Raw genomic sequence first — 15,444 nt, 5'->3', positions numbered from 1 at the left:
TTGAAATTTCCTTTATATTTCTCTAGAAAAATAGCGTTTTCCAAAGATAACAAAAATAACCTATCGAGGGTTATTATCTTCATCGGCAGACTTTCTGTGGCTTTGGGAATCATTGTTTCCTTAATTACCGTATCTACGGGTTTCGGTTCAAAGAAAGCCATTAAAGAGAGACTGGCAGATTTCAGCGGCCATATTACTTTACGGTCTACAAGGTCCAATTCATCTTATAATACATCTATTTTAGATAATCAGGGGCTTAATATTCAAAAAATCAAAGAGCTTCCTGATGTAGAAAGCGTACAGAAATATGCCACGGTTACCGGGATTATGCGGAATGAGCATAGTTTTGCAGGAATCATTTTTAAAGGAGTCGGTAAAGATTTTGACAGCCTTAGATTTAAAAAATTCCTTGTAGCCGGAACAACCCCGACAGTAACAGAGAAAGGCTTCAACAATGATGTTACCATATCGCAAAAAGTTGCGAATGACCTCCATCTTAAAGTCAATGACAGTATTGTAACTGTATTTTCAAAAGCTGATCAGAAACCAATTTATCGTAAATTCAGGATTATCGGAATTTACAAAACAGATATTAAGATGATTGACGACCAGTTCGTTATCGGTGGTATTAACCATGTCCGAAGAATCCAGGATATGAAACCTGATGAAGTGGGAGGAATTGATATTTTCCTGAAAAATGTCAATGATATTGATAAAGATTTTCCTGAGATTGAAAAGCTTATCGGCTATAAAAATTATGCTGAAAAAGCAACTGAGAAATACCCTCAGATCAACGACTGGATCAGTATATTTGATACTAATATTGCTCTTATCATTATCATTATGCTTGTGGTAGTGGTGATCAACATCATCATGGTTCTTTTAATTCTTATCATTGAAAGGACCAATTCCATCGGACTTCTTAAAACACTCGGAGCAAGCAATGCCCAGATCAGAGCAACCTTCATCAATTATACCCTGATTATTATGATTCCGGGGCTTCTCTATGGAAATGCCATTGGTCTTGGACTTATTCTGATTCAGAAATTTTTTGGGGTAATTAAGCTTAATCCTCAGAATTATTATGTGAGTACGGTACCGGTAGATCTTAATCCTATCGCCATTATCTCCATTTCATTAGGAATTCTTCTTATTTCCGGACTGGCTCTGATTATTCCGAGCTATCTGATCAGTAAGATTTCACCTGTAAAAGTGATTAAGTATAATTAATAAAAAGAAAAGAGCGAATTGTTCATTTTGAATGGATTTACAGTAAAAAATTCACCGTTAGCAATTCTTCGTTCACTTTTTATAAATCATTTCTCACAAATTACGTGGCTAATTTTTAAAGCCTTATCTTTGCAACCGCTTATAAACCATTTATGAAATACGCAAAAAATATCCTTGAAACTATCGGAAATACTCCTCTCGTAAAGCTTAACAAAGTTTTAGGTGAAGATTTTCCGGCTTTAGTTCTGGCAAAAGTTGAAACATTCAATCCTGGAAATTCCGTGAAGGACAGAATGGCGCTTAAAATGATTGAAGATGCCGAAAAAGACGGCAGGTTAAAACCGGGAGGAACCATTATTGAAGGTACTTCCGGAAATACGGGAATGGGATTGGCCCTTGCCGCTATTATCAAAGGCTACAAATGTATTTTTGTAACGAATTCCAAGCAGTCAAAAGAAAAATGTGATATCCTACGTGCCGTAGGAGCAGAAGTCATTGTTTGCCCTACCGATGTAAAACCTACGGATCCCCGTTCTTATTATTCAGTTTCCAAAAGACTGGCTAAAGAAACGGAAAACGGATGGTACGTCAACCAATATGATAATTTATCCAACAGAGCGGCTCACTATGAATCTACAGCTCCTGAAATCTGGGAACAGACAGAAGGAAAGCTGACTCACTTTGTAGTTGGAGCAGGAACAGGAGGTACCATTACAGGATGCGGAACTTTCTTCAAGGAAAAAAATCCGGACATAAAAGTAATTGGAGTGGATACGTACGGTTCTATCCTGAAAGAATTCCATGAGACAGGAGAACTTCACTATGATCATGCCTATACCTATATCACAGAAGGAATCGGGGAAGATATTATTCCTGAGAACTATGATATGTCTGTTATTGACCATTTTGAAAAGGTAACGGATAAAGATGGTGCCATCTATGCAAGAAAACTGGCTAAAGAAGAAGGAATTTTCTGCGGATATTCTGCAGGAAGTGCTATTGCATCTCTTATACAAATGAAGGATCAGTTCACCAAAGATGATGTTATTGTTGTGCTTCTTCATGACCACGGTTCAAGATATGTAGGAAAAATCTACAATGATGAGTGGATGAAAGAGATGGGATGGCTTGAATAATAGAAAAGACAAAAACCGGGAAAAGCAGATTGCTGATTTCCTAAGTCACCTATAAAATAAAAATCAGAGCAGGTCTGCTCTGATTTTTTATGCTTTAATATTTTCTTTAAGTGCTTTTTTAAGAAGATTGTATTCTTTTTCGCTCATTGATTTCCTGGGAAACATATAGCTGTATTTTCCTTCAAGGGAAATAAACTGTTCGTTATTTTCAAAATAATCAAAATCTTTCCATTCGCTGGATTCCTTCTCATCATCAATGGCTACCACAAAGAAATTCTGATCAAACCTGATTTCATATACTTTACAGTTTTCAAGCCCATTTAAATACTGTTTCACCTGTTTTCTCCATCTTGAAACTTTGTTGATGCTTACTGAAAGAAATACAGCACAAAGCAGGAATATAAAACTCAGAAAATATAAAATTCCCTGATTTTCTTTGCTGAACTGGTCTTTCAAAAGAAAAGCGGCTCCTACAATCAACGCTGAAGCTATGGTAAAAATGGTTTTACTCTTTGTAGTGGGCGAAAACAGTAAACTTCCCTGGTTTCCACTGAAATATATTTCTTCAAAATCCTGTCTTTTAGGCTTTAGAATAATCACTTTTTCTTCATTCATAGCAATTCAATTGGTCTAGGCTGCAAAGCTAAACGAAATAGTCTGAATGTGGAAATTATTTTAAGCTAAGGCCAGGATTTGTAAATCATTCAAAAGATATCTTTAGCTTCTACTCTTCTTCATACTTATCGCTGATTGCGGCAAGCTTATTCATCAGCTCCCGGTTTCTGCGTTTCAGAGCATCCAGTTTTTTCAGCATATGATGAATAACTTCCATCCCCGGAAGGTTAATTTCAAGGTCATAGTGCCAATTGACAAATTTTTCGAGATCCGGAAGGTCTTCGTACATCAGATAGCTGATATCATCTTCGATGTGTATACTTAGTAATCCATAATCTACAAGTTCATCAAAAAAAGTGATCTCTATATTGTATATTTTCACGATTTCTTCGCGCGATATTCTTTCACTCATGGCTTAGGAATTTTTAAGTTGTTCAAAAAGTTCTTTCTGCTTTTCTGTAAGATTTACCGGCAGCTTTACTTCGTACGTCACAAACAGATCTCCATACTGGCCTTCTTTTTTGTATACAGGAAATCCTTTTCCTTTCAGCCTTACGGTCATCCCGTTCTGGGTTTCCGGTTTTACTTTAAGATTGACACTTCCATCCAGGGTATTTACTTTCACATCACCTCCTAAAACAGCGGTATACAGATCAATGGTTACTTTGGTTTTCAGATCATCTCCTGTTCTTTCAAAATCCGGATCTATAGGGATATTGAATGTTATGTACAGGTCTCCGTTCGGCCCGCCGTTAAATCCTGGATTTCCGTGACCTTTTAACTTGATCTGCTGTCCGTCATATACTCCTGCGGGAATGGTAATTCTTACTTTTTTACCATTAATTTCAAAAGTTTGGGGATGGGTTTGAGCGGCATCCCGCAGATTTAGGTTCAGTTCAGCGTGAATATCCTGTCCTTTGAATTTTCCAGAAGCACTTCCGCGTGAGCTTCTTCCGAAACCTCCCCCTCCATTGCTGCCACCGAACATATTCTGAAAAAAATCGGAAAAATCTTCTCCATCACCAAAATCGGCACCGGAAAATCCACCGCCACCGTAATTCTGCTGTTGGTACTGCCTTTGCTGTTGCTGCTGAGCTTTTTCATATTCTTCACCATGCTTCCAGTGTTCCCCGTATTTGTCATATTTGGCACGATTCTCGGGGTTGCTGAGCACTTCATTAGCCTCATTCAGTTCCTTGAATTTTCTTTCGGCCTCCTTATCATCGGGATTAAGGTCAGGATGCAGCTTTCTCGCCTGCTTGCGGTAAGCTTTTTTGATGTCATCCTGTGTTGCGTTTTTATCTACGCCCAGAATTTTATAGTAATCTATATAAGCCATAGAAACGATATTTACTCAAAAATATGAAATTTACCTCTGAAAATTGTATAACAGAATGTTAAAAATAAGCCTATCTTTGATAAAAAAGTACTGCATGAAAGAGGTTTTGAAAAACTACTCAGGAATTATACTTTTACTCTTAGGAATTACTGTGGGCAGCGTTATAGGCATTACCGCTCCCGGTTTTGTAGAATATATTAAACCGCTGGGAGATATTTTCCTCAACCTTCTTTTTGTGAGCGTAGTTCCGCTGGTATTTTTTGCCGTTTCCAATTCTATTGCTTCTCTGGAACAGCAGTCTAAGTTTGGAAAGATTATCCTTACCATGTCTTTAACATTTCTGTTCTTCATTCTTACAGCAGCTGTTTTTACCATTTGTGCTGTGTATGTGTTTCCTGTTTCCGGCGTTTCGGGAAGCAGTGAAATCATTACAGAAACAGCGAATAACGATACATGGGGTGACCGGATTGTGGGCTTTTTCACCGTTGGGGAATTCACAGCACTTTTTTCAAGGCAGAATATGCTGGCACTTCTTATCTTCGCTTTCCTTACAGGGTTTTCGGCGCGGAAGGCAGGTGAAAAGGGGGAGCCTTTCAGAGTTTTTATTGCCTCGGGATATGAAGTAATGAAGGAACTGCTTTTACTGATTATGAAACTGGCTCCAATTGGTTTAGGAGCCTATTTCGCTTACCAGGTTGCTACATTGGGACCTCAGCTTTTTGGATTTTATGCGAAACCTCTCGGATTGTATTATATTGCCGGGATCATTTATTTTTTTGTATTTTTTACACTGTACGCATTTATGGCAGATGGACAAAGAGGAATCAAAGGATTCTGGAGCAATGCAGCTTACCCTACTCTTACTGCCTTAAGTACATGCAGCAGCTTTGCCACCATGCCTGCTAATCTTCAGGCTGCTTCTAAAATCGGCATACCAAATTCTATTGCCAATCTGGTGATTCCTATTGGAACGACACTTCATAAGAACGGCTCTTCAATGTCTTCCATCATCAAGATCTATGTTGCCTTTCTGATTATCGGGAAAGATTTTTTTGATCCGGCCAATCTTTTGCTGGCTTTGGGTATAACCGTATTTGTAAGTATTGTAGCGGGAGGTATTCCGAATGGCGGATATATCGGGGAAATGCTGATGATTTCAGTGTATAAACTGCCTCAGGAAGCGATTCCTGCCGTAATGATTATCGGAACACTGGTAGATCCGCTGGCTACGGTTCTTAATGCAGTGGGTGATGTGGTTGCGGCCATGTTTGTAAACCGGTTTGTGAAAACCTGATTTCCTTAAACACTAAGCCTTTTTTATTCACTTCGTTTTACCGGTTCAAGGCTTTTATATTCTTCCGGAGTAAAGAGCCGGTAGTGGACTTTAAAAGTTTTACCTAAAGGGGTTTCCAGTGAAAATCCTCCCGGACCAAACCCGTCAATCACATCAAGGGTAAAGTGAGAGTATTGCCAGTATTCGAACAGATCGTGATCTATCCAGAATTCATGCCCGTTTACAGTTCCTATCATAGCATCATTCATTCTGGGGAAAAATCCTCCTTTCTCAAAACATTGCGGTTGGGTTCCTTCACAACATCCTCCTGCCTGATAAAACATTAGGGCTCCATATTTTGTTTCCAGATCGCGGATAACCTCAAGGGCTTTTTCAGTGGCGGATAATCTGGTTATTTTTGTTTCCATAGCTGTTTTTTTGATGATGCAGATTGAACACATTTTTTTGATCTATGATCAGTTTATCTTCTAATCAACTTTTTAACAGAAAAGCCCGGCTAGTGTAATGCCGGGCCCATTAACTCATCTTTAATTTGAGCCGGCAATATCCAGTACGATTCGACCGTCTATCTGTCCTTTTTTCATTTTATCAAATACTTCATTGATATCCTCCAGCTTTGCCGAGGTTACAGTAGCTTTTACCAGTCCTTCATTGGCAAAATCCAATGCTTCCTGAAGGTCTTTCCTTGTTCCTACGATAGAACCTCTTACCGTGATTCTTTTTAGAACAGTTTCAAAGATCGGAAGTTCGAAAGACCCCGGAGGCAGACCGTTTAGGGCAATGGTTCCTTTTCTTCGCAAAACGTCTATTCCCTGTTTAAAAGCAATGGGAGAAACTGCCGTAATTAATGCACCATGCATTCCTCCGACTTCTTTGTGAAGGTACTCTCCGGGATCTGTGTTTTTTGCATTGACCACCAGGTCTGCGCCTAATTTTTTAGCCAGCTCAAGCTTATCATCTGCTACATCAATTGCTGCTACGTGCATTCCCATCGCTTTGGCGTACTGAACAGCAACATGTCCTAATCCTCCGATTCCTGAGATGGCAACCCATTCTCCCGGTTTTGTTTCGGTTTCTTTCAACCCTTTGTAAACAGTTACTCCTGCACACAAAATCGGAGCAATTTCTAAGAAGTTGACATCGGATTTTAAATGTCCTACATATCTGGAATCTGCAATGACGTATTCTGCAAAACCTCCATCCACGCTATATCCACCGTTTTTCTGAGCTTCACAGAGGGTTTCCCAGCCTGTAATACAGTAATCACAGCATCCGCAGGCACTGTACAGCCATGGAACTCCCACTGCATCTCCTTCTTTCACCTGTGCTTCGGGTCCGCAGGCTACTACGATACCTACTCCTTCATGTCCGGGAATCAGGGGCATTTTGGGTTTTGCCGGCCAGTCTCCGTCCACAGCGTGCAGGTCGGTATGGCAGACTCCACAGGCTATTACTTTCACGAGCACTTCATATCTTCCGGGCTCTCTTACCGGAACTTCTTCTATTTTCAGGGGTTGTCCGTAGCCTTGAACTACAGCAGCTTTCATTGTTTTTGGAATCATATGGATTAAAGTTTTTTTATTAATTATGAATGGTCAATTAGTGGTGAGCTTTCCTGCTGATCATTCCTTTCAATTCACAGATTATGAACAGGCTCAAGAATTGGAAAGATTTTCACCCTCGCTGACTTCAGGTTATTCAAATGTTTTTTTATTCAAACAGGTACTCACGATCTTCTCACCCGGGAATTTCCGGATAAGGAGAACTTTTTCCTGCGTGAGGGATGGGAAGGGCGGCGAGGAACGAGCCGGTGCGGAATGCAATGGAGCACCGAAACGAACTGAAGCCCTGAAACAGCCCGACCGTTTTGCCCCGGCTTCGCCGGGGCAAACGGGCACGCCCTACTATTAAAATTAAAAGAAACCTAATTTGTTTTTGTTGTAGGAAATCAGCATATTTTTAGTCTGACGGTAGTGATCCAACATCATTTTGTGGTTTTCACGTCCGATACCGGACTGCTTATATCCTCCGAAAGGTGCTCCTGCCGGGTATGAATGGTACTGGTTTACCCAAACTCTCCCTGCCTGAATCTGGCGCGGAATATTATACAGTTGATGGGCATCTCTTGTCCATACTCCGGCACCTAACCCGTAAATGGTATCGTTGGCAATTCTTACGGCTTCTTCTTCATCTTTAAAGGTTGTAAAAGCCAGCACCGGGCCAAAGATCTCCTCCTGGAAAATTCTCATCCTGTTATTGCCTTTGAAAATGGTTGGCTGAATATAAAATCCATCTTCCAGGCCTTCTCCTACATTATTGACATCTCCTCCTACAAGAACCTCCGCTCCTTCTTCTTTTCCCAGCTGAATGTAGGAAAGAATCTTGTCTTTCTGAATCTTGGAAGCCTGTGCCCCCATCATTACTGTTTTATCCAGCGGATTTCCGATCTTGATGGCTTTCACCCTTTCAATCACCCGGGCGATGAAAGCATCTGCAATATCTTCCTGAACCAGCAATCTTGACGGACATGTACAGATTTCTCCCTGATTAAGAGCAAAGAGAACAGCTCCTTCAATGGCTTTGTCCAGGAATTCATCATCCGCATCCATTACCGAATTGAAGAAAACATTGGGAGATTTACCACCAAGCTCCAGGGTTACAGGAATGATATTTTCTGTAGCATACTGCATTACAAGACGCCCTGTAGCTGTAGATCCGGTGAATGCCGCTTTTGACACTTTAGGATTGGTTACCAGCGCTCTTCCTAGCTCCGCTCCGAAACCGTTAACAATATTAACAACTCCTGCCGGAAGAAGGTCTCCGATGATTTCCATCAGGATCAAAATTGAAACCGGAGTACTTTCAGCAGGTTTCAATACCACGCAGTTTCCTGCAGCCAGTGCCGGTGCCAGCTTCCATACCGCCATCAGAATAGGAAAATTCCATGGGATAATTTGTGCAATTACTCCCAGCGGTTCGTGAACGATTAGGGAGACGGTATCTTTATCCAGTTCGTTATGAGAGCCCTCTTCTGCACGGATTACGGAAGCGAAGTATCTGAAATGGTCGATTGCCAAGGGTAAATCTGCGGCCAGTGTTTCTCTTACTGCCTTCCCGTTGTCAATGGTTTCCACGACGGCAAGATACTGAAGGTTTTGCTCAATTCTGTCTGCAATTTTATTCAGGATGATGCTTCTTTCTGTAGATGATGTATTTTTCCAGGTCTGGAATGCTTTGCCAGCAGCATTTACAGCCAGTTCAAGATCTTCTTTTGAGGAATGAGCCACCTGGGTAAAGTTTTTTCCGTCTACCGGGGAAACCACATCAAAATACTGCCCGTTTACCGGAGGTGTAAATTTTCCGTCAATATAATTATCATATCTGTTTTTGAATTCAGGCCACTGTAAAGCAGTCTCTGATCTCGGTTCTGTCATAGTGCTCATATTAGTATTGTTTTAATTTTTCGTAATGCCAAATTACATTTACAGTAGAAAAAGATATAGCACAATCGTGTAAAAACACTTCAAAATAGTGCAACGCTTCAATTTTATAATTTTGTTAACAACAACCCAAAGCTAAATTTTCTATATTTGAGTTATCAGGTCCTTTAAAATGTTTAGAAATGAACAGTAATAATAAATTTTTATTAAATACTCCTGAATTAAAGAAGGAAAAGCAGCTACAGAGCCTCGTAGAGCACCAGACCAAATTCAGCCTTAACAATTGTGAGTTCAGTATATATGAAACCCACAAAACTGCTTTTGGAGTTAAGCTTCATTTTGAAAACATAGCTTTCACAGCAATGCTGAGAGGAAAAAAACATATGAAACTGGACCATAAAACCAATTACTTCGACTATTTTCCCGGTGAAAGCATTCTGGTAGCTCCGGGTGAAACTATGGTGATTGATTTTCCCGATGCAGATGAATCTCCCACCCAGTGTATTTCTCTTAGCCTCAATCCGGATTTTATAGAGGATTCTCTTAATTATTTTAATTACAGCCTTCCCAAAACCGATGAAGCTTCCCAATGGAATATCCAGCTGGATGAATATTTTCTTTTTAACAATCAGTCTCTGGCTTCTGCTACCAATAACATTATGAGAATTGCAATGGATGATAACTCCCAAAAGGATATCATGGCAGATCTTGCTTTGAAAGAGCTTTTGATCAGGCTTATGCAGACCCAGGCCCGAAGCATGGTAGAAAAAAATGTAGCTAAAAACAAATCCAGAATCGGTTTTGCCGTAGATTATATCCGGAAAAATCTTCATCAGAAACTTTCGATTGAAAGTATCGCTAAACTGGCTTATGTAAGCAAATCGAATTTTTTCAGGATGTTTAAGGATGAGCTGGGGACTTCTCCCAATGATTTTATTTTGCAGGAAAGGATCAATAAAGCCAAAGAATTACTTTCAAATCAGAATAGTATTAAAGAAACGGCTTACCAAACCGGATTTTCGGATGCGAATTATTTTACAAGGGTTTTTAAGCAGCTTGTAGGAATTACTCCTAAAAGTTTCCAGGACAGAACGTTGTACAGGGATTAGTATTTACAGGATTGATGATCAACAAAAAAGCCATCTCAAGGTTGAGACAGCTTTTAAAATTAAAATAACCAGACTTGTTCAGCTTTTCATTTCCTTACCAAGGAAAATCAGTTTACTACTTATATCCGTCATTCTGTTCTACATTAGGGTTTGCTGAAACTTCTTTGATAGGAATAGGTAAAGTATATCTATAATCACCATTGGGAAGATTCTTAACCGGAATAATATCATCTGTAGGGTTTCTATCCATGCTTACATTCGCTAATACAGCAAGTCTTTTCAGGTCAAGATAACGGTGACCTTCAAGTGCCAGTTCTATTCTGCGCTCTTTCAAAATATCTGCATAGGCGAATTGTGCATTTGAGTAGTTAGGGGTTACGGCTGTACCCAGATAATTTCTTGCCACTCTCACTTTCTGGATAAGATCATGGGCTGCTGAGAGATTTCCGCCTGCCACTTCAGCTTCAGCTAAAATGAAATACATTTCGGATAATCTGAAAACTTTAATATCGTTTCTGGTAGGAGTACTTCTTTTCCCCGGATATTTATCAATCACCAATGCATCGTTTCTGGTAGCTCCGGCTGTTGCAGAAGCATAATTGGCCTCTGGTTTTGAAGTAGGGTCTGAATAGGCATATTTTCTGATATCCCCCGGAGTTTCCTGTAACAGATTGTATAGGTTTCTTCCCCAGAACCACATTGGCGTACCATTAATGTTGGACTGGTTGGTGTTCCATCTTGAACCGATAGTTCCTCCGGCTCCTAATGGCAGCCTGTTTAAAGAGAAGATAATCTCACCTCTTTCAGAATCGTTCCAAAGATTTCTGTATGGATTGAAAGAAGATATGGTCGCATAAAATGCATCTTTCCATTCAGGAGTATTTATTTCAGGAGAATTTGCTCCGGCAGGTTTTGATGGATTGGCTACAGTAAGGGTTAAAGCTGAGTTTAAAATGACTTCATTAGCATACTGTTTTGCTAAAGCTGTGTTCCCCCTATACAAATTAAAACGGGCTGTCACAGCATTTACAAATCCTTTATCGGCTGCATATCTTGTACCGCCTGCAACTGTAGCAGAATATTTCAATATGCCTCTTGCATAATCTAAATCAGCATTGATAAAATCATATACTTCCTGGTTTTTAGACCTTGGCAGCTGAGCTTCATTGGAAGGAACATCTTTCAGAAGAATTACGCCTAAAGCATTCGGATCTTTCATATCTCTGGAGAAATAGGCTTCTAGCTGCACGTAACAGTATGCCCTGATGGCTCTTGCCTGTGCAAGGATTGACTCATATGTTTCTTTTTCCTTATCACTGGCAGGGGTAATTTTCTTTGCTCCTTCAAGTAATCTGTTAACTCTGTTGATCACTTTATAATTATTTAACCAGATACCATCGCTTGAGACAGTACTTACTGTTCCTCCTCCTGTTACAATAGTGCTGGCAGGATCAAGAAAGTGTCTGTGCAGGGTGTATTCCTGTCCTCCACTTCCGGAACCGGGTTTTACTTCATCTGTAAATACTGCTGTAAAATAAATTTCTTCAATGGGGTCCAGCTGAGCATATACAGCTCCGTTTAAGACTTCATTCAGGTTAGAAACACTTGTATATAGTTCAAAATCCTGTAACTCTCCTGGCTGTCTGATATCAAGTGCATCCTGACACCCCACCACCGTCAATGCTGCAGATGATAAAGTAACTACAGCTAATATTGTATTGATAATTCTTTTCATAATTTTCCTATATTAAAAATCAACATTTAAACCTACCGATACTGTTTTAGGGTTAGGATAAACATTTAATGAATATGAAGTAATAGGCTCCGGATCAAAACCTTTCCAATCCGTCCAGGTATAAAGGTTCTCTGCCTGAACAAATATCTTAATTCCTCTTACCGGCAGCTTTCCTAGCTGGCTTTTTGCAAAACTATATCCTACAGAAACGTTCTTCAGTCTTATAAAGTCTGATCTGTGTAAAAATCTATCTGAAGAACCTAAGCTTAAGTTGGTTGCTTTTAATGCAGGCACATCGGTATCTCTATTTTGAGGCGTCCATGCATTCAGCAAATCAGCGGAAAGGTTTCGGTTAGCGGCAGCGTTGGGGTCAAATACCCAGGATTGTAAATTATCATAGATCCATCCTCCCTGCTGGAAAGAGAATAGGGTATCCAGGAACCATCCTTTATGGCTGAAATTAAATCCAAAACCTCCTGTAAATTTAGCATATCTGGATTTTCCGGTAAGCCTTCTGTCAGCAGATGTTGGCGCCTCGGTAATGTTTCCGTTCCTATCCAGGAACTGCAGGTTTCCGTTTTCACGGTTTACTCCTACATATGGATATAGCTGATACTGTCCTGCAGGTCCGCCTATGGCATTCACCACATCTCCTGCAAGGTTTTCACTATCCATAGAAACAATTTTATTTGAATTATATGCTGCATTCGCGAAAACAGATAATCTTGTATTCTCCGTTCTGATGGCGTTATATCTGATTAATGCTTCAATACCTTTGTTATCAAGAACCCCGTCATTTCCTCTAATGGCATATGTACCGGTAACTGATGATTTCTGAAGGTCATTAAACATTCTGGATGTCCTTTTCTGATAGTAATCAATGCTACCTTCAATAAGACCTTTAAAGTTATAATCCAGTCCGATATTACTCTGTTTTACCTGCTCCCATCTTAGGTAAGGATTGGAAAGATTAACAAAATTATATCCTAATATATTCTGATACCCTGAAAAACCATTATACAATTCAAGGAAATTATTTGGAAGTAAAACCAATGGGTTAGAATTATCGCTTGCAATTCCTAAGTTCTGGTTCCCTGTAGTACCGATTGAAGCCCTTAACTTTAACAACCTGAATCCGGAATTGGCCATGAAATCCTCTTTATCAATATTCCATCTTGCTGCTACAGACCAGAAAGTCTCCCATCTGTTGGTAGGCAGAAAACGGTAAGACCCATCTCTTCTTACTACTCCGCTCACCCCATATTTATCTTTGTAATCATAATCTACTGTTCCAAAATATGCTAATGTACCTGCAGTCACTTTTGAAGCAGTTGCAGAAGGTCTGTAAAAGTCAGGAGTATCAGGATTAAAAGGAATATAACCTGTTCCTGCTCCAAATTCCCATTGCAATGGATTCAGGCCATTTTGCCTTTGGAAAGTTGTACTAACATGAGCTTTAACATAATCCATATATGCTGCTGCATTGATGGTGTGATCTTCAAATGATTTGTTGAATGTAATATTGGTTATACTATTGAATGTTAAATCCCGTGTTGTGGTAAAATCTTCGTTACCTCCATATTGGGATGTATCACCATTGGCAACACTAATGGAAAGATATCCCAGAGGCGCTCTTGCAAAAATTCTTTCGTATTGTTTATATTCAATTCCTGTTCTGTTCCCAATGCTTAGATAATCTGTAATCTTATAATTTGCATTAACATTCGCAGAGATGCTGATTTCCGTAAACCGGTTTCTGATTCCTCCGTTAATATTGTCCTGAAGAACCCATTGTCTGTTATTGGTTGCATCTGATTTAATGGCATTAAACAGCTCCTGACCATTTGCATATGGAGAAGGTCCTATATACGGCCGGGAAAGAATACCTCCAAATAAGGGATTCTGAAGTGTATTATTCGCAATTCCAACGTTGGTTTCATCATCCAGCTGATTTCTTTTGGAATACCCTAATCCAATAATAGAACCGAAAGTTAACCTGCCATCTTTAGATTTGCCATTGAGATTGTTTCTCATTGTAAATCTTTTAAAATCAGTTGGCTTCACTGTTCCTTCACTATCCAGATATCCCAAAGAGAGAAAGTTATTGATGTTTTCTCCACCTCCTGTAATTGATAAATTGTGTTGTTGAGATATACCGGTACGGGTAAACTGCTTGTTCCAGTCAGTATCAATTCCCCAGGTATCAATATCGGCTTGTGACAGGGTATTTCCTTTGCCTGTTGATAGGGTTTTCTGAATTTGAAGCAGCTGCTTAGCATTGGATATATTGTAATGAGCCTCCGGTAGTTTGCTGAATGAAGTTAAAGCATCATAAGATACCTTTAATCCGGAGTTAAACTTCCCTCCTTTTGTTGTTATTACAACTACTCCATTTGCAGCTCTGTTACCATAGATGGCAGTTGCCTGGGCATCTTTCAAAATACTGAACGTTTCAATATCATAAGAATTCAGGTTTCTGAACTGAGAACCAGAAGTAATTACCCCATCTATAACATACAAAGGATCTGTAGAACCATTAAGGGAGCTGGCTCCTCTGATGAGAATATTGAATTTTCCAGAACCCGGGGATCCAGAAGCGGAGTTAACAACAATCCCGGGAGCAGTTCCCTGAATTGAGTTCAATACCGAAATATTAGGTCTGTTTTCTAAAGTTTCAGCACCAACTGTTACCGAAGATGTTGTTGTTTTAGCCTTTGTAGCAGTTTTGCTATATCCCAAAACAACTACTTCCTCAATTTTAGTTTCCTTGTCCTTGTTGTCCTTAGATTCTTTTTGCTGAGCAAATACAGCCTGTCCTGTAAAAAATAGAACACCTGCTGTCAAAACGCGTAGTTTCACATTCATATTAACAAATTTTAATATATTGAAGTGACAAATATGTTAATAAAAATCAGGAACATCAATTGGTTAAACGGCCAAAACCCGCATGAACAAAGGAAATATTCATAACAATTTTTCAGAAATAATAAAAATTACGTTTTGTTCCATTTAAAAAATTAACAAAAAGTAAAAGAAACGGAATTTTAGAGGAATTTTAGAAAAAAGAAAAAAGAAAATTAAATTCAATCGATTTAATTAAAATTATAAAAAATATTAATTAAAAATATTATTATTAACGAAAAATATAAAAGTTAAAATTTCTCATTTTTAAAGAAACTGAATAAACCCAGTCTCATTTTTTGTTGAAAAACATTAAGTTTAAGTAACTTTTATCTTATGGTAATGCTGTTTTATTCTCATTCCCGAATAAAATATTTTATATTTTTCGTTTACTGATACAGGAAATTCCTCAAAACTCTTTATGCAATGTATTCCGCTATCTATTGTTTTTATAATACTGTGATTTTGAAAAATCCAACTATAAAACAAGCCGATTTATCTTTCCCCTTATGTTACTCTTTTTTCTATACACGTTAATTTTTACAACAAAAAAAAGCAGCAACATGTGACCATGTTACTGCTTTTAAAAATTTATATAAGTGTTCTTCTGTGAAGAAGCTTTTACTTATTAAAGTGAGTTGTCAT

The 15,444-nt window shown here is 39.0% G+C and carries 13 protein-coding genes; 5 read left to right on the top strand and 8 right to left on the bottom strand.

The window, feature by feature from the left end:
- Positions 1-1,230, top strand: coding sequence for an ABC transporter permease (locus AOB46_RS21300; RefSeq protein WP_062703212.1), 1,230 nt, complete (start codon positions 1-3; stop codon positions 1,228-1,230).
- Between the two features lie 152 nt (positions 1,231-1,382).
- On the top strand, positions 1,383-2,366 hold the full coding sequence (locus AOB46_RS21295; RefSeq protein WP_062703210.1) for a PLP-dependent cysteine synthase family protein: 984 nt from the start codon (positions 1,383-1,385) through the stop codon (positions 2,364-2,366).
- An 87-nt stretch (positions 2,367-2,453) separates the two neighbouring features.
- On the opposite strand, the gene AOB46_RS21290 is transcribed toward AOB46_RS21295, so the two are convergent.
- The 3 genes from AOB46_RS21290 to AOB46_RS21280 form a co-directional block, all read right to left on the bottom strand.
- Positions 2,454-2,981, bottom strand: coding sequence for a hypothetical protein (locus tag AOB46_RS21290; RefSeq protein ID WP_062703207.1), 528 nt, complete (start codon positions 2,979-2,981; stop codon positions 2,454-2,456).
- Positions 2,982-3,090: 109 nt separating this feature from the next.
- Positions 3,091-3,393: a chaperone modulator CbpM gene (locus tag AOB46_RS21285; protein ID WP_062703206.1), complete on the bottom strand. Its 303-nt coding sequence runs from the start codon at positions 3,391-3,393 to the stop codon at positions 3,091-3,093.
- A 3-nt stretch (positions 3,394-3,396) separates the two neighbouring features.
- On the bottom strand, positions 3,397-4,320 hold the full coding sequence (locus tag AOB46_RS21280; RefSeq protein WP_062703204.1) for a DnaJ C-terminal domain-containing protein: 924 nt from the start codon (positions 4,318-4,320) through the stop codon (positions 3,397-3,399).
- A gap of 94 nt (positions 4,321-4,414) precedes the next feature.
- Between AOB46_RS21280 and AOB46_RS21275 the strand changes: the two genes are divergently transcribed.
- Positions 4,415-5,614 (top strand): dicarboxylate/amino acid:cation symporter, encoded by a 1,200-nt coding sequence (locus AOB46_RS21275; protein ID WP_062703202.1) that lies wholly within the window; start codon positions 4,415-4,417, stop codon positions 5,612-5,614.
- A 23-nt stretch (positions 5,615-5,637) separates the two neighbouring features.
- On the opposite strand, the gene AOB46_RS21270 is transcribed toward AOB46_RS21275, so the two are convergent.
- Together AOB46_RS21270 and adhP are read right to left on the bottom strand one after the other, a co-directional pair.
- Entirely contained in the window at positions 5,638-6,021 is a 384-nt protein-coding gene (locus AOB46_RS21270) for a DUF779 domain-containing protein (protein ID WP_062703200.1), read from the bottom strand.
- 120 nt (positions 6,022-6,141) lie between these two features.
- The gene (gene adhP / locus AOB46_RS21265) at positions 6,142-7,176 is read right to left on the bottom strand and encodes an alcohol dehydrogenase AdhP (RefSeq protein WP_062703198.1); all 1,035 of its coding nucleotides are present in this window, start codon (positions 7,174-7,176) and stop codon (positions 6,142-6,144) included.
- 25 nt (positions 7,177-7,201) lie between these two features.
- On the opposite strand from adhP, the gene AOB46_RS21260 reads away from it, so the two are divergent.
- Positions 7,202-7,525, top strand: coding sequence for a hypothetical protein (locus tag AOB46_RS21260; RefSeq protein WP_062703197.1), 324 nt, complete (start codon positions 7,202-7,204; stop codon positions 7,523-7,525).
- A gap of 2 nt (positions 7,526-7,527) precedes the next feature.
- Here AOB46_RS21260 and AOB46_RS21255 read toward each other — a convergent pair whose 3' ends face one another.
- Positions 7,528-9,057: an aldehyde dehydrogenase family protein gene (locus AOB46_RS21255; RefSeq protein ID WP_062703195.1), complete on the bottom strand. Its 1,530-nt coding sequence runs from the start codon at positions 9,055-9,057 to the stop codon at positions 7,528-7,530.
- 179 nt (positions 9,058-9,236) lie between these two features.
- Between AOB46_RS21255 and AOB46_RS21250 the strand changes: the two genes are divergently transcribed.
- Complete coding sequence (locus tag AOB46_RS21250) at positions 9,237-10,163, top strand: helix-turn-helix domain-containing protein (RefSeq protein ID WP_062703193.1); 927 nt, start codon at positions 9,237-9,239, stop codon at positions 10,161-10,163.
- A gap of 115 nt (positions 10,164-10,278) precedes the next feature.
- Here AOB46_RS21250 and AOB46_RS21245 read toward each other — a convergent pair whose 3' ends face one another.
- Both AOB46_RS21245 and AOB46_RS21240 read right to left on the bottom strand, forming a co-directional pair.
- Positions 10,279-11,898 carry a RagB/SusD family nutrient uptake outer membrane protein gene (locus AOB46_RS21245; RefSeq protein WP_062703191.1) on the bottom strand — a complete coding sequence of 540 codons (1,620 nt, stop codon included), beginning with the start codon at positions 11,896-11,898 and terminating at the stop codon, positions 10,279-10,281.
- Between the two features lie 12 nt (positions 11,899-11,910).
- Complete coding sequence (locus AOB46_RS21240) at positions 11,911-14,763, bottom strand: SusC/RagA family TonB-linked outer membrane protein (protein ID WP_062703189.1); 2,853 nt, start codon at positions 14,761-14,763, stop codon at positions 11,911-11,913.
- Positions 14,764-15,444: the final 681 nt, after the last annotated feature.

Origin of the sequence: Chryseobacterium indologenes (assembly GCF_001295265.1) — a bacterium.
Classification (GTDB): Bacteria; Bacteroidota; Bacteroidia; order Flavobacteriales; family Weeksellaceae; genus Chryseobacterium; species Chryseobacterium indologenes_A.
This window is presented reverse-complemented; position numbering and strand designations above follow the sequence as displayed.